The organism is Candidatus Omnitrophota bacterium, assembly GCA_016209275.1.
Classification (GTDB): Bacteria; Omnitrophota; Gorgyraeia; order Aquiviventales; family Aquiviventaceae; genus JACQWM01.
Genome location: JACQWM010000056.1, coordinates 20,537 through 39,221, shown reverse-complemented (window position 1 = coordinate 39,221; position 18,685 = coordinate 20,537). Strand labels below are relative to the sequence as shown.

Below are 18,685 nucleotides of genomic sequence, written 5' to 3'. Positions count from 1 at the left end.
GGAAACCCGTATTGCGCGGTCAGCGCCAAAGCCACTTCATCCTCGGTCACGAATCCCAGCTGGATGAGCACTTGGCCCATCAGCCCGCCGTGCTCTTTCTGGTGGGCGAGCGCCTTCTCGAGGTCCTTGCGGTTAATCAGCCCCCGCTCGACCAGGACTTCGCCGATCCGTTTCGTGATCACCCGCTTCGCCATGAGAATCTCAACCTTATCGGTTCACGAGCCGCATGAGATCGTCGGGATCCGTGGAGCGTCCCATCGCGTCATCCAAGCTGATCACCCGGTTCATGTACAGCTCGTAGAGCGATTGGTTCATCGTGCGCATGCCTTCCTTCTGGCCGGTCTGAATCACCGAATAGATCTGGTGGATTTTCTGCTCGCGGATCAACGACCGCACCGCATGATTCACGACAAGGACTTCGCCGGCCAGCACCCGCCCCCGCCCGCTGGCTTTTGGAATCAGCTGCTGGGAGATGACGCCCAAGAGCTCCAAGGAGAGCTGGACACGCACCTGGTTTTGCTGATGCGCCGGGAAGACGTCGACGATACGGTTGACCGTCTGCACCGCGTCGGAGGTGTGCAGCGTGGCCAGCACCAAGTGCCCGGTTTCAGCGACAATCAAGGCCGTTTCAATCGTTTCCAGATCGCGCATTTCACCGATGAGAATGATGTCGGGATCTTGGCGCAGCACGTGCTTGAGCCCCTGGGCGAAGGACTGGGTATCGTTGCCCACCTCGCGCTGGTCGATGATGGATCGCTTGCTCATATGGGTGTACTCGATCGGGTCTTCGATCGTCACGATGTGGTAGTCGTTGTTGGTATTGAGGTAGTCGACCATGGCGGCCAGGGTCGTGGTCTTGCCGGAGCCGGTCGCCCCCGTGATCAGAATCAGCCCCTTCGGCTTCGTCACGAAATCGGTCAAGACCTTGACCGGCAGTCCCAGCTCCGAAAACGTCATGATGCGAAACGGCAGCATGCGGATGGCCACCCCGACATAGCCTTGCTGAATGAAGTAGTTGGCGCGGAACCGGGCCAGTCCCTCGATGGAAAACGCAAAATCGAGCTCCTTCCATCGCTCGAAGCGCTCGATCTTATCCGGCGAGAGCAGGCTGTAGGCCAGCTCCCGCACGTCATCGCCCGTCAGGGGCGAATAATCCATGGGGACCAGCCGGTCATCGAGCCGCAGATGCGGCGGGAGATTCGCGGAGAGGTGCAGATCCGTGGCCCCCTGCTCCACCACGAACCGCAGCAAACTTTCCATCGTCGGTTTCGCCGATACGGCCATCCTTTCGTCTCCTTATTTCCAGTGGTGCATCATGGCATCGACAATCCGCTGCTCGAACTGCTCGGCGTTCGTAATGCCTTCGCCGGTTAAGTGCAGCCGCTTCATGGCGTTGACCATCGCGGCGAGAATCTGGGTGCGCGAGAGTTTTAACCCGGAAGAAAATTGCGCGTCTTTCCCGAGCTTATCGAGAAAATCCACCTGCTCACGATTCAGCGAGGCAATGACGCGATGGGCGTATGTGGCAGCGCGGTCGTGTCGCATGGATGTTGTCGTTGTGGCTCCAGAGAAGAACATACCACATCCGATGCGAACACATCAAATCGATTTGGGAAGAAGTGCCTTTTGCACCTGGTGGCATTGGCATCTTATGCACCTTTCGCCACGCTCTGCACGGCGCCCAGCGCGATCCACAGGCTCACCATCGAGGAGCCGCCATAGCTGATGAACGGCAGCGGCACCCCCACCACCGGCAGGAGCCCCATCACCATCCCCATATTCACCACCGCTTGATAGGCGATCCAGCAGACCACCCCAGCGACCATCAGTCGGCCCTGGGGCTCCGGCGTCCAGCGGGCGATCCGAAGCATCCGTGCCACCAGCAGCCAAAAGAGTGCCACCACCGTCAGGCAGCCCACCAAACCCCATTCCTCCCCGATGACGGAAAAGATAAAGTCGGAATGGCGCTCGGGCAGGAAGCTGAGCTGGTTTTGCGTGCCGGCGAACCATCCGCGGCCGAACCATTGCCCGGCCCCGATGGCGATTGTCGACTGGATCAGCGTGTACCCCGCCCCAAGGGGATCGGCTTCGGGGTTAAGAAACGCCATCAGCCGGTCGCGTTGATAGTCCTTCAGCAGATGCCAGCCGATGGGCAGGCATGCCGCCGATCCGGCCGCCAGCAGGGTCATCATGCGGCGGGAGACCCCGGCGGCCCAAAGCATCCCGATCCACACCACCGCAAAGATGGTGGCTGAGCCGAAATCCGGCTGGAGGAACACGAGAAGGGCGGGACATCCGGCGATCGCCAGCGACGCCAGCACGGCGCGAGGGGCCAGCGGGGCAGGCTCGCCGGAGAGGTAGCGCGCGAGGACCCAGATCGTCGAGATCTTCGCAAACTCGGAGGGCTGGAGGCTGAACCCGAACACCGACAACCAGCGCGCCGCTCCAAGCCGCACCGCCCCTGCCACCAGCACCACCAGCAAGGCGGCGATACTCGCGCCATAGACCACCCATCCGAGATCCAGCCAGCGTTGATACGACGCCTTCCCGATGAGCAGCGAGGCGCTCATCCCGATGGCCACCCACATGGCGTGCCGGGAGGCGAGTACGGGATTCACGGTTGAGGAAGCACTCGCCATCGCCACGCCGCCGGCGGCGACCAGCCCTAAGGCCGCGGCCAGCAGCCACCGATCCCCAATCCCTAACGTATGCATCCGCGGAGTTCCGCGGATCAGATCTGCGGTCATCTGCGTTCGTCCATCACGGCGACGTATTCGCACACCGCGCGGGCGATGTCCGACGGCAACTCGCTGCCGGAGCCTCCGTGCTCCGTCACGATCGCGAATGCCGCGCGCGGCTGCTCGATCGGGCAAAAGCCGACGAACCACCCATGAGCGCGCCCCGGCACATGCGTCTGCGCCGTCCCGGTCTTCCCCGCAATGCTGACCTTCGGGCTGAACGCCCGGTGCCCGGTGCCTTGCGCATCGGCCACCACAAGCCGCATGCCCTCGCGGATGGCCTCAAAGGTCGCGGCGGACCAGGGCAGACGGCGGACGACGCCTCGATGCGGCACCGGTCGATTGGCAATGGTCTTGACCACCCACGGCTCGACCATTCCCCCCTTGGTCGCGAACGCCGAGGCCATCACGGCGGCCTGCAGCGGTGTGACAAGAATCGGCCCCTGCCCGATGGAGAGCTGTGCCACTTCGCCTTCGGTCAATCGCCGAGTTGGAAGATGTCCGGCTTGCTCATCGAGGGGCCAGCCGGTTCGCCGCGACAATCCGATCTGCTCCATGGCCGAGCGCAGCGAGGAGAGGCCGACGTTTCTGCCCATGTGTATGAAATACACATTGCACGACTGCATGAGCGCCTCGCGAAGATTCATCGGGCCGTGGCCGTCGCGATTCCAGCAATGAATGGTGCTCTTGCCGATGTTCATAAAGCCTGGACAAGCCACCGAAGCTGATGGTGTGGCGACATGCTGCTCAAGGGCCGCGCTCCCCGTGATGAGCTTCACCGTGGATCCCGGCTGGTAGACGCCGAGTGTTGCGCGGTTCATGAGCGGCGATTGAGGATCAGTCTGGTACTGATTGACCAGCGTCTGTTCAGACGCCGCAAACGCTTCCGGAGCAAATGACGGCATGCTGACCATGGCCAGCACCGCCCCGTTCTCGGGATCTAGCACCACCGCGGCTCCAGGCTGCGTTCCGAATGACGTTTCGATCAGCGATTGCAGCGGCGCATCAAGGCTCAAGACCACGGTGGCACCCGGCTGAGGCTCCCGCCGGCCGATATCGCGCACCGATCGGGCCCGATGATTCACCTCCACCAGCCGGCCGCCCGGCCGGCCGCGCAGCGCATGATCCAACGCCTGCTCCAGCCCTTGCCGGCCGATGAGCTCCTGAGGTCTAACCCCGTACTGCTTCAAGAGCGGCATCTCTTCGGCCGTGGGCTGGTTCAGATAGCCGAGGAGGGGGGCTGCGCTCATCCCAAGCGGGTAATGCCGAACCGATTCCGCCCTGACCAGCAGCCCCGGCCACTTCCATTGCTCCTCTTCCAATCGAAGCGCGGCCTCTTTGGCGACGCGCGTGACGATGGTCGCCGGAAGAAACGCCAGACTGCGCTCCCGCGTGAAGGCTCGCTGCAGCGTCTCGCGTGAGCGTCCGGTCACCGCGGCCACGCGCGAGAACAGGGCGGGAAGATCCGTCGCTTCCTGGGGAATCACCGCGATGTGAAACACGGTCTGATTGGCGGCAAGGATGCGCGCATGGCGGTCGACGATCAACCCGCGGGGCGCGGATTCGGGTACCAGCCTCAGGCAGTTCTGATCGGCCAATTGCCGGTAATGGCGGCCGCGGATCACCTGCAAATCCGCGAGCCGCAGCGCAAGAAGGCCGCAGGCCACGACGACCAGGGAGTGCAGAAACCCAAGGCGCTGCTCCATGAGCGGATTATCCAAGGGAAGAATCGGCGATACGGCGCAGAAGAAAAAAGCTCAGCACCGTCAGCCCTACCCGAACGCCGGCGAGCCCGATGGCATCCAGCGACCACAGCGCGTCAAGCCCCAACCCCACGGCGGTGACCATCGCCACACCGGCACCCACGGCCAGCGCTTGCACGCGCCAATCCGCGGCGTTCCAGCGGGCGTGCGCCAGCATGGCCAGCCACCCGACCCCCACGTAGCTCATCACGATGTGCCAGGGAAACCGCACCGCCCACACGCTCTGACAGAGCCCGGCCGCCGCGGAGAGCGCCACCCACCGATTGGGCTGCGCGCTCATCGCCACGACTAGCGCTACCACCAGAAGATCCGGCACCCACCAGGGCGACGGCAACACCTGTACGAGCAGTAGTTGGGCCATCCAGCAAACAATCACGAGCCGCATTCTGTAATCCCATGCCTCACTAATGACCAATCACCAAGCACCAATGACCGAACAATGACCAATTTCCCAATGACCGAATGACCAAACCATGTTGCTCGTTTGGTCATTGGTAATTCGGTCATTGGAGCTTGTTTGGTTATTGGAATTTGGTCATTGGTCATGGGGGTCATTGTTGCGGAGGCAAACATAGGACTTCTTCAAGTTGTCCGACGCGCGCAGACGGCGCGACCCATGCTGAGGTCGTGCCAGCCGCCGGATGCTTCGTCACCCGGGTGACCTCGCCGAGCCGCAGGCCTTTGGGAAACGCCCCGCCGAGCCCCGCCGTGATGACTCGATCACCCACCTGAATCTCCGCTTCCGCGTCAAGATACAACAATTCACACCGGCCGCGGCCGCGGCCCACCAGCAGCGCGGCTTCGCGGGATCGCTCTACGAGCGCTGCGATGCGGCTCTCCGGATCCGTCAGCAGCGTCACGAGCGCGGTGGCGGACGTGAGCTCCCTCACGCGCCCCACCACGCCCGCCGCATCCACCACGACATGATCAGGCGAGACGCCGTCGGCTCGCCCCCGATTGAGCAGAATGATCTGCTGCGTGGGGATGGTCGATCGGCCGATCACGTCAGCGACAACGCCTGTGGCGGCGGAGGCGGCCGCCAGCGCGCTGAGGCGTTTCGCGTGCTGCTGCCGCTGCTGCCAATCAGCCAGCTCGCTCTGCTGCTGTGCCAGCTGCGCTCGGAGTGCGGCGTTTTCCTGGGCGAGCGATGGCAGCCTGGGCAAGAGGCGCGCGGTGGACACCGCGGCGCTGACGACGGTGAACGGAAAACGCAGGATGGCGAGGGCGACGTGCTGGGCCGTGTGATGGATCCGGAGAGGTTGATGGAGCGCGGAAGCCGTGGCGGAGAGCAGCAGCACACTACCGACAATCACGCCCGCGCGCGCAGGGAGGCGCATCGACCAACGATCAGACTAGCGGCAATTCGCGTTTAGAACTCGGCAGGACGGCTGTTGACGGCGATCCGATTCCGCAGATACCGGATATTCTCAAGCCCCTTCCCGACGCCGAGAGCCACCGCGGTCGTCGGGTTCTCCGCAATATGCACGGGAAGCCCGGTCTCTTCGGCCAACATCTTATCGAGCCCTCGCAGCTGAGAGCTGCCGCCGGCGAGCACGATCCCTCGATCGATCAAGTCGGCGGAGAGCTCCGGCGGGGTTTTTTCCAGGGTCAGGCGGGACGCCTCCATGATGGAACGCACCGGCTCGGCGAGCGCCTCGCGCACCTCTTCTGATGTGATCGTCACGGTTTTCGGCAGGCCGGCTACCAGATCGCGCCCCCGCACATCCATCGTCATCTCCGCATCCAGCGGATAGGCTGATCCAATGCGGATCTTGATTTCTTCCGCGGTGCGCTCCCCGATCATGAGGTTGTAGGTCTTGCGCATGTGCTCGACGATGGCTTGATCCATTTCATCGCCGGCGATCCGAATCGAGCGGGACACCACGATGCCATCGAGCGATATCACCGCCATTTCGGTGGTCCCCCCGCCGATATCGATGATCATGTTGCCCCCCGGCTCATGAATCGGCAGCCCCACGCCGATCGCGGCGGCCTTCGGCTCTTCCACGAGGAAGACCTCGCGCGCGCCTGCGCGCAGCGCAGAATCCCGCACCGCGCGCTTCTCCACTTCGGTGATGCCGGAGGGGATCGCAATCACGACGAGCGGCTTGTTGAGCTTGCGGGGCTGCGCTTTCTTGATGAAGTAGCGCAGCATCGATTCCGTGACTTCAAAGTCCGCAATGACGCCGTCCTTCATCGGTCGGATCGCGGAAATGTTGCCCGGGGTGCGGCCGATCATCCGCTTGGCTTCCTCGCCGACGGCCAGCACTTTGGAGGAGCCGCGCTGAATCGCCACGACCGAGGGCTCGCACAGCACGATGCCGCGGCCTTTCACATAGACGAGGGTGGTGGCGGTGCCGAGGTCAATCGAGATGTCTTGAGAGAACAGGCCAAGAAGAAAATTCCACGTTCGCTTCAGAAAGGCGCCGACCTGATTGAGCAGTTGTTTCAGCATCGACTATCGGGGATCACCGGGTGGTCACGTGGCCCTATCCTAGCAGAGCGCCTTAGCCTTGTCAACGATCCTTCGGCGTTACAGAGGATTCGACGGTCACCGTTTCCGGAGGCGTGATTTGTTGAAGATATTCAAAGAACTCAGGAAACGACTTCGCCACGCATTCAGCGCCGCGGATCGTCGTCACCCCTGAAGCGGCCAAACCGGCCACGGCCAAACTCATCGCCGTGCGGTGGTCTGCTGCGCTCTCAACGGCAGCACCGGTGAGCCGCCCCCCCTCGATCTCAATGACGTCCGGAGCCGGTGATTCAACACGAATCCCCATCCGGCGCAAGCCAGCCATCATGGACGCGACCCGATCGGTTTCCTTCACCCGCAATTCACCGATCCCGGAAAAGCGAGAGCAGCCTTCCGCGCAAGCCGCCGCCACCATGAGAATCGGCAGCTCATCAATCAACGCGGGCACCTCGGAGGGCGAAATCTGTGCTCCGCGCAATGGCCGGGCTTCAACGGCCACGTCCCCTGAGGGCTCGCCAGCGTCTTCGATAACCGCCGTGGTGATGGCCGCACCCATCCGTTGCAGCACAGAGATCCATGCCGTGCGCGAGGGATTGAGGCTCACCTGACAGAGCCTCAGGCGCGAGCCGGACACGCACGAGGCGGCGACCGCCAAAAAGGCGGCGCTCGAGATATCGCCCGGCACGATCAGGCGCCCCGGCGATGTCAGAGGGCCGGACTCGATCGTCACGCGGCCGGGCTCAAACGTCACGCGGCCGCCGCATGCGCGCGCCATCCGCTCCGTATGGTCTCGAGTCGGTGTTGGCTCGATGACCGTCGTGGGTCCCTCAGCGAACAATCCGGCCAGCACGATCGCCGATTTCACCTGAGCGCTCGCCACAGGCATGGTGTAGCGAATCGACGCGAGCGGCCGTCGGCCTCGAATCGCCAAGGGCGGATACACCTCCTGGCCGCGGCTCTCGCCCTGAATCACCGCCCCCATCTCGGTGAGGGGCTCGATGACACGGCGCATCGGCCTATTCATCAGCGAGGCAGCGGCCGTCAGCCGAGCGGCCCACGGCTGGCCGGCCAGCACCCCGGCGAATAATCGCAGGGTCGTGCCTGAGTCTCCGCACCACAGATCAGCGTCGGGAGTATGAAACGGCCGTGCTAGCCCTTGGCCGACGATCTGCACGCTGGAGGAGGCGTTGCGCCGCACCGGAACACCGAGCGCCTCGATAAGCTGCAGGGTGCGCGCGCAGTCCTCGCTTGAGGGCAACGGGGTGATCTCTGTGGTCCCGCGGCAGAGTGCGGCGATGAGGAGGGCGCGATGGGCGATGGATTTATCCGGCGGCATCGTGAGCGCGCCGGCAAGCGGGGCGGCGGAGCGGACGGTGGCGTTCAAGAGGGGCTTAGAGGGCTCGGACGGAATCTCCTTCACGAATGCTGTCCTTCTTCGAGTTGGGAAGGATGGCGGCGGCGGAGAGCTCATCGTAGACTTTTTCGACTTTGACCCGGCCTAAGACTTCGCGGTTGCGCATCACTTGGAATTCTTGGCCGACGATTAAGCCTTGATTCTTCCCGAGATTCATCACAATGAAATCATACTCTCGATTGACAACGACCACCTGGCCATCCGACGCGGAGGATGCGCCGGCAGACGGCTTTGAGGACGCGGAGGCTCCGACCCCAGACGGTGTGGCGATTGTTCGGCCAACCGGTGCGGACGCGGACGCGATGGACATCGCCACCGGCGCTTCGCCGTTGACTTTCACCTTGCCCAGCTCCACGGTGGGTTCACCGCCCTCACCCGAACTGGCCTGAAGATCGGTCTTCGCTTTTTCCAGTTCCGCAATGCGCTGCCGCAGCCCGTCGCGCTCCGTTTGCAGCTGATTCAGCTTGGCCGAGACGGTCTTGGCTTCGTTGCGGCTCTGCTCAAGATCTTTCGTGATGCGGCCGATTTCCTTGTCGCGGTTTTCAAGCGATTTGGCCAGCTCCGTCTGCTTGGCGACGGCCTGCTTGAGCTGATCATCAGACGCCGCAAGATCTTGGCGCGTTTGACTCAGCTCCTGATCAACCTTCGCCTTCGCCTGCTGCACGTCATTGATTTGCCGGCGGAGGTCCGCGACTTGCGACTGCGCAGCGGCGAGTTCCCGTTCCTTCGCCAACCGTTTATTCTGCTCATCAAACTTCAGGACAATGGCCACCGCCGCCACCCCGATCGCCAAAATCGCCACTACGCTGAGCAATGGAACGAGCATCTTGCCCTGTTGTGCCCGGCGGGGCTGCGCGCGTAGGATCTGCATCCAGTCTCCTCCTTCAGTGCGTTGGTGGTGGCTCCAGTGGGGCGACTAAATTTTGCTTAATGTAGCATAACCGCCTCACTCGTGTCAATCCCCACGGCAGCTCCCCGAGGAAGGGGGCGAAGCGCTGCAGGGTATCAATGTTGCTGCGCATGATGCGGCGATTGAGCCCTCGCCGCGAGGGGGGCTTGGCATGATTGATGATCAGGCCCTGGCACGGCACGCCGGAGTGCCGTAACGCGCGAAGTGTTAGCAGCGTATGGTTGAGCGTCCCAAGGCCTGGCCGCGCCACCACGATGGCCGGCAGCTGTAATTGCTTCATCAGATCCAGCACCGTGGCCCGCGCGGTCAGCGGCACGAGCACGCCCCCGATGCCTTCGACAATGACGAAGGCGTGGCGTCGGCTTAAGTGCCGGAAGGCGTTCCGGACAACCGCCAAGCGAATCGTCTGGCCCTGCTGCCGCGCAGCTGCCTGTGGCGCCATGGGATCGCGAAAACAGATGGGATTCACGAGCCGCCACGGATCCTCGACGTCCGCCGCGCGCCGCAAGGCGATCGCATCATCCGAGACCCATCGCCATCGTCCCGCTTCCTTCATCCGCCGGCCCCCGGTGGCGATGGGCTTCATCACGCCGACATCGATGCCCTGGCGACGGTACCACGCGGCCAGCGCGCACGCCACCACGGTCTTGCCGACGCCGGTGTCTGTGCCGGTAATGAAGATCCCCCGAGGGATCTGAATCGGGCTACCCATTGCAGCGTGTGAGCTCATGTGTTAACGCTTCAACGAGCTGGTCAATCTGCTCATCGGTATGGAGCGCGGTGACCCCAATCCGCAACCGGGCGGCGCCCTCCGGCACCGTCGGAGGACGAATGGCCCGCGCCCAGTGGCCGCGCGTCCAAAGCGCCGTGCTAAGCTGCACGGCGCGCGTCGTCGCACCCACCGGAATCGGTACGACGTGGCTTGCGGACGCGGAGACCGGGATGCCGGCCGCAGCAAGCCCTGCATGCAGCCGCGCCGCCTGGCGTTGCACGCGCCGCCGATGCTCAGGCTCCCGACCCAGCACGCCTAGTGCTGCAGCGGCCGCCGCAACGACCGGCACGGCTGGCGCTGTCGTATAGATGAAGGTGCGCGCCGCATTGCGTGCATAGTCCGCCACCGTCTTCGGCCCCACGACAAATCCTCCCTGGCAGCCAAGCGCCTTGCCCAAGGTTCCCATATAGAGGAGGCGCGCATGAGGCACGTGCTGCGCTTCGGGCGTGCCGCGCCCCTGCTCGCCCAGGACAAACGCTCCATGGGCATCGTCGCAATAGAGGAGGGCGTCATGCGCCTCGGCCGCCTCCAGCAGATCCGCGAGCGGTGGTGAATCGCCCTCCATGCTGAAGACGCCTTCCGTCACGATGACGCGGCGCTTGGCCGAGGCGCTGCGCGCAAGGACCTGCCGCGCATGCTGAGGATCGTTGTGGTGAAAGACGCGGAAAGCGGCCTTTGTGGCGCGCGCGGCATCGATGAGGCTGGCATGCGCGAGCCGATCGACGATAACGGCATCATCGCGCGAGAGCATCGTCTCCAGCGTTCCGAGATTCGCGTGATAGCCGCTGGGGTAGACGATGGCGTCCTCGGCGCCGAACCATGCGGCGAGACGCGCTTCAAGCTCCGCATGCCAGCGCGTCGTCCCCGACAGCAGCCGCGATCCTCCAGCCCCCACCCCCCACTCGGCGGCGGCCTCGGCCGCCGCCTGGACGAGCGCTGGATGCCGGGAGAGCCCCAGATAATCATTGGAGCACCAATTCACGACCCAGCGCCCCTGAAGGCGCACCAGGGGCCCCTGCACCTGTTCAATCGTCACCAACTGCCGCAGCAACCCCTGATCATCAAGCTGCCGTAGCGTAAGGGAACGATCATGCACGAATTGTTCGTAACAGGAAGCAGTCAACATCTGAAGGGTGTGGTGCTTGGTGCTTGAAGGAATTACCGCACGACCATCGGAAGAAACTCCGTGCAGCCGAAGACGCCGAAGAGGCCTCGGTCCTTCAGCCACACGCCTCGCTTGAGGTATCCGAGGGCCGGCCCGATGACATTAGCCGCCATGGTCGTTTCATCGCCAAGGATGAATGTATGGGACGCGCGTTTTCCCTCATAGGTGATGCCGGTGAGCGTCATCGTCGTGGACACGGGCTTTTTGGGATGCTGCGTATCCATCACGCCCCCCACCTCAACCTGCTCGAGATGATCAATGACGCCAACGCGCTGCAGCAGCAGATCATCCGCGTGCTCCATGTGGCGCAGGGTCAGCACGCCCTGGGTTTGCGCCAGCAGCGCTGCCACGTCCGCATCGGACATTGCGGCCGCCTTCTCAACACTGTAGCCCGGCAGATGCGCGATGTCTTCGCGAATCGTCGCCTTGTGCGCGTCCCAATTGGCTATGCCGACACCCCACCAGATATCGATTTTCTCAACCTCGATGAACGACTGGGCCGCTAAGACCGCCGCCGCAGCCAAGATCCCTGGCGTGGCCCCGCAGCCCGTCATCACCACGCTGCCGGATGAACGCACGAGCGGATCAAGCGCAAACATCTGCTGCACCGCTCCGGTCCGCTTCAAGACGTCCACCACCACCAGGGACGCGCCGGTGCTGGCGAATCGCTCAATCACATTGGGAATAAACTCATTCGGCAAATTGGGCAGCGCCACGACCATGGCATCGAACGCTGCGGCGCGGCTGATCAGCTCACCCAGCGGATCATCGTCATGCTCGGCTATGACGCGGGACGCCACGGCAACACCGCCGCCTTCTTCCTGCTCCTGGCGGAGCTGCGGAAGCGCCTGGTAGCCTTCCACAAGATCGCCCGCGATGGTGGCCATGGCCGCGCCATCAAGCCCCTCTTCGCTGACGACCACGCCTCGGCTATCACACATGGCGACGAGCCGGAGCTCGTTCTTCATGCTAATAATCCGCGCCGCCGCCTTGCCTAATCCGCCCGCGCCCAGCACCGCCACTCGTATGGCCATCCTCATGCTCTCCATTCGATATCTGATATCGCTTTATCGTTCAAGCCACGTCTGGCGACAGGATTGCCGTTCAATCAACTCGGTCGGCAGCAAACGCTTAACCGGCGCGGTGCGCTTGCCGCTCTTGCGCTGATACAGCATCTCCAGGCCTTGCCGCCCCATGTCCGCCAAGGGTTGCCGCACCGTCGTCAGCGACACGCGCCCGTGCGCTGCGATGGGGTTATCATCAAATCCCACGACGGAGAACTCCTCCGGCACCCGCACGCCCTTCGCCAGAGCCACATTGATGGTTTCCAGCGCCATCTCATCGCTGGCCACAAACAGCGCCGTCGGACGATCTTTCATGGCTAGAAACGCTTCCGTCGCCGCTCGAGCGCTTGGCAACCCGAAATCCCCGTAGCGGATATACTCATCGCGCGCCGCGATCTGGTGCGCCTGCAGCGCTTTCACAAACCCGTCCAGACGATCCAATCCAGCCTGCGTCTTCAAATCGCCGGTGATCGTGCCGATCTCTCGATGCCCCAATCGCACCAAGTAATCAACGACGGATTTCGCCCCTCCCTGATTGTCGATGGCCACGCAACTGACCGGCAATTCCTGGATGTAGTGGTTCAACACCACCGTCGGAATGCCCTCATCCAAGACCCGGTCGAGCAGCTCCTCGCAGCCGGTGATGTCGGCAAACAACACGCCGTCCACGGCCGGCGGAAACGTTTTGCCGTCGGTCACATGCAGCAGCAAATCGCAGCCCAGCCGCTCGGCCGCCATGCCAGCCCCCTTAATCACCTGCAGCGCGTAATAGGAATGGAACACGCCCTCGTAGCGCGGGATGATCAGGCCGATCGTATTCGCCTTGCCTGAGGCGAGCCGCCGGGCACTTGGATTGGGATGGTACTTCAGGCGCTTCATGGCCGCGAGGACCCGCTGGCGATTCTCCACGTTGACGGTGGCGACATGATTGAGCACTCGGGAAACCGTCGTCGTTGAGACGCGCGCGGCTTTGGCCACATGGGTGATGTCAATTTTACTCATCGGCGTCTGACCGAGCCACGCGAGCCCCGGAGGGACTCACGAGATCGGCGGTCACAAAAATGAGCAGGTTGGAGCGCTCGATCGAATCATTCTGCTTCCGAAACATCGCCCCCAAGACGGGCAGCGATCCTAAGAGGGGCACTTTGGTCATGATCTTCGTCGTGGTGTCTTTCATGAGGCCGCCGAGCATGATGGTCTGCCCCCGGTCGATGACGACGCTGGTTTCCAAATTGCGCGAGGTGAACCGGGGCAGCGTGACCTCGCCGTTGAAGGTGTCGTTGGTCTTGCGCTCGCTGACTTCGGGCTTCAGCGCCATGGTGATCGTCCGAAGATCCTGCCCCACGCTGGGTGTCACGTGAAGCAGAATGCCTAAGTCTTTCGTCACGAATCCTTGGGGCGCGTTGATGAAGCGCGTTTCGCGCGTGCCGCTGATCACGTCATTGAAATCCCCATCGCCATTGAGGTCTTCCCGGAGCACCGTGGGCTTGTACTGCGTCGCATAGACGTATTCCGTCACGACCTTCATGGTGGCCGTCTGATTATTCAGGGTGGTGACGCGGGGCGCTGAGAGCGTTTTGGTTTTCCCTTGCGCCGCCAGGGCATGCAGCACCGACGAGTACTGCAGGCCGGTCAGGATGCCTTGGAACGTCAAGTTCAGGCCGTTAGTCTGATTCGAAAAATCGGTGAAATCGATCTTGCTGCCGCGGGCCAGCGTCGCTCCGGTGCTGGAGAGCTGCAGCCTCGGGCTGAAGGTCCCGTTGGCCTCTTTGCCTTTCTCCAGCGCGAAATTGCCGGTCAATTGCCCGTCAAACCCGAGCTCCATCGTATCGGTGATCGTGACTTCGATGAACCGCGCCTCAATCTGCACCTGCACCGGCGTCGCATCGAGCTGCTGCAGGAGTGCCGCGATCTGCTGCAGATAGTAGGGCGCGTGCGTGACAATTAGCGAGCCGCTGCGCTCATCCAGCAGCATCGAGCTCTTGCCGACGGTCGGCACCACCGATTCCAGCACGTCCTTGAGGCTGCGCATCTCGCGGACTTTTTTCGGCTCGAGAGCCACGCTCTCGCGCGTCTGTTTCAGCGGCTCGAAGTCGGCGAAGAATCCCGGTCCTTGGTTGAGCTGAAAGACCCTGGTCTCCATCGGCTCGGAGTCCATTTCATCGCGCGTGGCCACCCACACCGCCTCCCGATCAAAACGAAACAGCAGGCCCTGGCCCCGCAGCAGATATTCCAGGGCTCGCTGAAACGGCATGTCCACGAGATGAATCGTCACCGGTTTGGCGGACTTGGCCGCCTTCTCGGAGACGAGAATATTGACGCTGGAGCCTTCGGCCAGGAAATTGATCGCGGCGGAGAATTCCACGCCTTGAAAATCCGCGGACACCGGCTCTCCGAGCCGCTCCTGGAAGCTCTTCGCTGGTTCCGCGTGGAGCGGCAAGCACCACGCGCCAAATCCCAAGCACCAAACAAACACCAAAATTTGGGATGGAGAATGTGGGGCTGGCATTACGTGGTGGGACGGGAGGCGAGCAGTCTCGCGGTAATAAAGATGAGCAAATTTTTACGGGTGTTCGACTCTTCCGTCTGGCGGAAGAGCGAGCCGAGCAGCGGCAGATCTCCCAAGATGGGCACTTTGGTGTTGGTGGTGGAGGTCGAATCCTGCATGAGACCGCCCAGGACCACCGTCTGCCCGTCGTCCACCACAACACTCGTGGTCAACTGTCTGGTCGTAAACTCCGGCACGGACACCCCGCCGCCTAAGTCGCGGAATGAGCTGAAGGCGCTGACCTCGGGGGCCAGCACCAAGGTGATCGTCTTCAGATCTTTGCCGACGCTGGGCGTGACGTTGAGCAAAATGCCCACGTCGCGCTTCTGGAAATCCTGGGGCACATTGACGAATTGCGTCTCTCCGGCGTCATCAAAATCTCCGTCGCCGTTGATGTCGAACTGCACGAGCTGCACCTGGTAGCGCGTCGGGTAATTGAACTCATCCACCACCTTGATTTGGGCCGTCTCGTTATTGAGCGCCGTGACACGGGGGGCGGAGAGCGTCTTGCTCTTCTGCGTCTCTTGCAGCCGGTGGAGGGCGGTTTCAAACTGCACGCCGGTCAGCACCCCCTGCAGCGTCAAGTTCAGCGCCTCGCTTTCGCGGGATAAGGCGGGGAACTTAAAGCCGCTGCCGGTCGCAATCTGATGTCCCGGCCCTTCGCTGTCGACATTCGACCCAGGGCGCGTATCCCGCTTCTTTTTCGTCAGATCCACATCGCCTGTCAGCACCGACTCCAGGGACGCCTGCTCAAGGTCCGTCATCGTCAATTCGATGAAGCGGGCCTCGATCAGAATCTGAATGGGGGTCACATCCAGCTGGCTGAGCATGTTGGCGATGAGGCCGAGATGCTCGCCGGTGTTGGTGGCGATGAGCGCGCCGCTGCGCTCATCAAAGACGAGCTTGCTGCCGGAGGGCTGGGGCACCGATTTTTCAATCAACTCGCCGATGGAGGAGAGTGCCAGTTTCGGGTCCGGCTCTAGTGCTGCCATCTTCAGCGCAAAGGGCCCCAGCCCGCTGCGCAGGAAAAACACGCGCGTTTCCATCGGCTGCTTGGAAAACTCATCCGCCGTGGCCAGCAAGATGGCATCCTCGTCCAGGCGATACGCCAGCGATAGGTTCTTGGCCAAGTATTTGACCGCCTGCTCCAGCGGCAGCTGATGCGCTTTCATGGACACTTTCCGGCCCTTTAAATCCAGCTGCGGCGAGGGAATAATGCTCACCCCGGCGGCGTCGGCGAGGAATTCCATGACGTCGCCGAGCGCCACGTCAGTGAATTCAAAACTCACCGGCTGCTGCAGCTTGGCGGCCATGCGCTGCTTCCGCGCGGCCGCGAGCAAGGGGTTTGGCACCGACACCGGCGGCGGCTCCGGCGGCAGCAGCTGCGCCTTGATGACCTCATTCTCCATGAGCCGCTCATCACGCTCCAGTTGCGCCGTGGCCCGCGCGCGCTCCTCCTCCACCGCGGCCATCTGGACCTGCTCCAGCAGCCGGCGGGCGGTCGAGGCGGAAGGATCCTGGACTAACACCGCCGTGAGGAGCTTTTCGGCCACGGCATAGTTGCGATTGCGCATCGCCGCCTTGGCGTAGTTGACGGCGGTCTCCAGCTCCATCTTCTTATTGGTGAGCAGCTCTTCGAGCTGGGGAACGTTCGCCGTCTTCGCGTTCGCCGGCAGCTGCGCGCTGGCGCGCAAGCGATGCTCAAACTGCTTCAGCTCCACGCGCGCCAGCAGCCGATCCGCCGCCTTCACCAGCGGATGCGCAGGATCCAGCACGGCCAGCTCCCGCAGGGTCTCGGCCGCCTTATCGTAGGCGCCTTCGTTATAGAGGGCGAGGGCGTGCTTGTAGAGGGCTTTGATCTGCCCTTCGCGGGCGAGCCGCAGCTGCCCTTGCGCGCGCTGATCCGCAGCGGCGCGCTGCCGCTGCTTGCTGTTCGTCATCTCAATCGCCAGACGCTGCGCTTCTTCTTTCCCGCGCTCGCGCGCCGCCTCGTCCTCCTGCTGCCGTTCTCCGAGGCGCGCCTTGGCCAATTGCATGAATTGGCGGGCCAGCGGGGCAAACTGTTTCAGCTCCGTTTGCGTCGACGGAGCTTGCTCAGCCCAGGTCCGGGCTCCGAAGGACACAGCGACCGTCAAGCCTACGCACGCCGCACGCCGCACGCGATTCATGGATTCGTACTGTCCACCAACCGTACCGATGAGGGGTCAAGCGCCGCCTCTTGCGCAATCACCTGCTCGAACAATCCAATCGACTCCTCGTACTTGCCCTGCTGGAACACCTGCATCGCCTTCGCGAAGAGTTGCTCCAGCTGATCGGTCCTAACCTGATGGTCGGCCCGCTCTTTCGCGGACACAATTTGCTCGCGGGCGATGGTCACGCGGGACACCTGCGGCGGGTTCAGCTCTTGGGCTTGCGCGATCAGGCGCAAGGCCTCATCGTAGCGCTGGCGCTCGGCCCACTGATTCGCTTTCGCCAGCAGCTCATCCGCCTTGCGGGCTTTGGCTTCCTGCTCACGCTGCTGCTTCAGCAGCGCGGCTTGCTGCCGCGCCTCCATCTCGTGTGCGAGTTGCAAGGCCTGTTGCCGCTCGCGCAGCACACGCGAGCGCTCTTCCATCCGCTGCATCTGCTCTGCCGAAACCACCACCCGAACCTTCAGCCGCTCGAATTCTCCGGCCAGCTCCTGGGGCAGATGGCCGGTCACCTCGTCGAACCAGGCAAAGGTTTCAGAGGCCACCGCATTGGGCTGTTGGAAGGATCCTTCCAACCGCGCGATCACGGTATCCTGCTCGGTCTGCAATGACACCACCCGCTGCTGGGCCGCGCTGAGCTCTTTGCTCAGCGCCTCGGTGCGGGCATTGAGCGACGCCTGCACCTGGGCCAGTTCGCCGTACCGATTCCGCACGTCGCTAAACATCTTGCGGGCGTGGTCGATTTGGCCGGCTTGATCGCGCCGCGTGTTGGTGAGCAGCTCAGCCATCGCCTGCCGGATGCTGGCTTCGTTGAGCGTCAAGCGCCGGCGCTGATCAAGCTCATAGTTGCGCTTCAGCTGTTCGGTGAATTCCACGCGCAGGGCGGCCACTCGCGCATCGCGCTCGGCGATGATTTTACGTCGGCGCGCCACCAAATCCGCTCGGCGCTTCGTCAGCGCTTCCGCGGTGGAGCGCCCCAGCGTTCGCGAGACATCGGGGCTGATCTCTAATCGCGACAGATGCGCATTGAGCTCTTGCGTCTGCACATCGAGCTCTTGGCTCAGCTGTGCCAGCTCGCGCTCCTGCGCGTCGATTTCCTGCTCGAGCGCTTGCCCGATGGTTTCCTGCTGCCTGGCCTCAAACTGCTGAATCCGGCGCGTCACGTCTTTCTCATACTGTCCCCTCATCGCCTGGCGCGCCGCATCCAGCTCGCGAGCCATGCGCGCTTCCAGCTCTTGGCGCAGGGCTTCAAGCCGGGCCCGCTGCTGGGATTCCAGGCCGACGACATCCTGTTCCAACCGCTGCCGCTGCTGGGCGAGCACTTCAAGCTCGCTGTTGACAGCCGCAACTTTTGTCTTCACGCTGTCCGTCTCGGCCTGAATCTGCTTGACGTTCTGCTCCGCTTGCAGGCGGGATTGGAAGGTCGCAATGGCTTGCCGAAGAAGGGGTGCCTGCGGCTTGGCTTCCGGGGGGGCCTCCATCAGCAAGGCGGCGAGGGAAAACGACACGGGCTCAACAGGATCGTCGGTGGCCGGGGCACTCTGCTGTGCGAGTACAGCCCATGCCGGCCACCAGCACGCCACGCTCAGCACGAACGCGGCGCGTCGAACTCTGGATGAACTCAACCTAGCTGCCCTCACGTGTTGAGG

Annotated in this window: 16 protein-coding genes; all 16 read right to left on the bottom strand. The window is 63.0% G+C overall.

Annotated elements, in window-relative coordinates:
* Positions 1-207 precede the first annotated feature (207 nt).
* Positions 208-1,284 (bottom strand): PilT/PilU family type 4a pilus ATPase, encoded by a 1,077-nt coding sequence (locus HY737_08180; protein MBI4598359.1) that lies wholly within the window; start codon positions 1,282-1,284, stop codon positions 208-210.
* Positions 1,285-1,296: 12 nt separating this feature from the next.
* Entirely contained in the window at positions 1,297-1,545 is a 249-nt protein-coding gene (locus HY737_08175) for a hypothetical protein (protein MBI4598358.1), read from the bottom strand.
* Between the two features lie 104 nt (positions 1,546-1,649).
* Positions 1,650-2,747 (bottom strand): rod shape-determining protein RodA, encoded by a 1,098-nt coding sequence (rodA, locus tag HY737_08170; protein MBI4598357.1) that lies wholly within the window; start codon positions 2,745-2,747, stop codon positions 1,650-1,652.
* On the bottom strand, positions 2,744-4,444 hold the full coding sequence (gene mrdA, locus HY737_08165) for a penicillin-binding protein 2 (protein ID MBI4598356.1): 1,701 nt from the start codon (positions 4,442-4,444) through the stop codon (positions 2,744-2,746). The genes rodA and mrdA overlap by 4 nt, the downstream gene beginning before the upstream one ends.
* A 7-nt stretch (positions 4,445-4,451) precedes the next feature.
* A complete protein-coding gene (locus HY737_08160; protein ID MBI4598355.1) occupies positions 4,452-4,862 on the bottom strand; it encodes a hypothetical protein in 411 nt (136 codons plus the stop codon).
* Between the two features lie 190 nt (positions 4,863-5,052).
* Positions 5,053-5,838, bottom strand: coding sequence for a rod shape-determining protein MreC (gene mreC, locus HY737_08155; protein MBI4598354.1), 786 nt, complete (start codon positions 5,836-5,838; stop codon positions 5,053-5,055).
* 32 nt (positions 5,839-5,870) lie between these two features.
* On the bottom strand, positions 5,871-6,956 hold the full coding sequence (locus tag HY737_08150) for a rod shape-determining protein (protein MBI4598353.1): 1,086 nt from the start codon (positions 6,954-6,956) through the stop codon (positions 5,871-5,873).
* 61 nt (positions 6,957-7,017) lie between these two features.
* Positions 7,018-8,394, bottom strand: a complete 1,377-nt coding sequence (aroA, locus tag HY737_08145; protein ID MBI4598352.1) for a 3-phosphoshikimate 1-carboxyvinyltransferase — start codon at positions 8,392-8,394, stop codon at positions 7,018-7,020.
* Positions 8,366-9,259, bottom strand: a complete 894-nt coding sequence (locus tag HY737_08140; protein ID MBI4598351.1) for a hypothetical protein — start codon at positions 9,257-9,259, stop codon at positions 8,366-8,368. The genes aroA and HY737_08140 overlap by 29 nt, the downstream gene beginning before the upstream one ends.
* Positions 9,260-9,272: 13 nt before the next feature.
* On the bottom strand, positions 9,273-10,010 hold the full coding sequence (gene bioD / locus HY737_08135) for a dethiobiotin synthase (protein ID MBI4598350.1): 738 nt from the start codon (positions 10,008-10,010) through the stop codon (positions 9,273-9,275).
* Entirely contained in the window at positions 10,003-11,166 is a 1,164-nt protein-coding gene (locus HY737_08130) for an 8-amino-7-oxononanoate synthase (GenBank protein MBI4598349.1), read from the bottom strand. The genes bioD and HY737_08130 overlap by 8 nt, the downstream gene beginning before the upstream one ends.
* 62 nt (positions 11,167-11,228) lie before the next feature.
* On the bottom strand, positions 11,229-12,275 hold the full coding sequence (locus HY737_08125) for a saccharopine dehydrogenase-like oxidoreductase (protein MBI4598348.1): 1,047 nt from the start codon (positions 12,273-12,275) through the stop codon (positions 11,229-11,231).
* Positions 12,276-12,302: 27 nt separating this feature from the next.
* Entirely contained in the window at positions 12,303-13,301 is a 999-nt protein-coding gene (locus HY737_08120) for a LacI family DNA-binding transcriptional regulator (GenBank protein ID MBI4598347.1), read from the bottom strand.
* Entirely contained in the window at positions 13,294-14,739 is a 1,446-nt protein-coding gene (locus tag HY737_08115; GenBank protein ID MBI4598346.1) for a hypothetical protein, read from the bottom strand. Before HY737_08115 ends, HY737_08120 begins: the two co-directional genes overlap by 8 nt.
* A 68-nt stretch (positions 14,740-14,807) precedes the next feature.
* Entirely contained in the window at positions 14,808-17,015 is a 2,208-nt protein-coding gene (locus HY737_08110; GenBank protein MBI4598345.1) for a hypothetical protein, read from the bottom strand.
* Positions 17,012-18,661: a hypothetical protein gene (locus HY737_08105; protein ID MBI4598344.1), complete on the bottom strand. Its 1,650-nt coding sequence runs from the start codon at positions 18,659-18,661 to the stop codon at positions 17,012-17,014. The genes HY737_08110 and HY737_08105 overlap by 4 nt, the downstream gene beginning before the upstream one ends.
* Between the last annotated feature and the right edge of the window lie 24 nt (positions 18,662-18,685).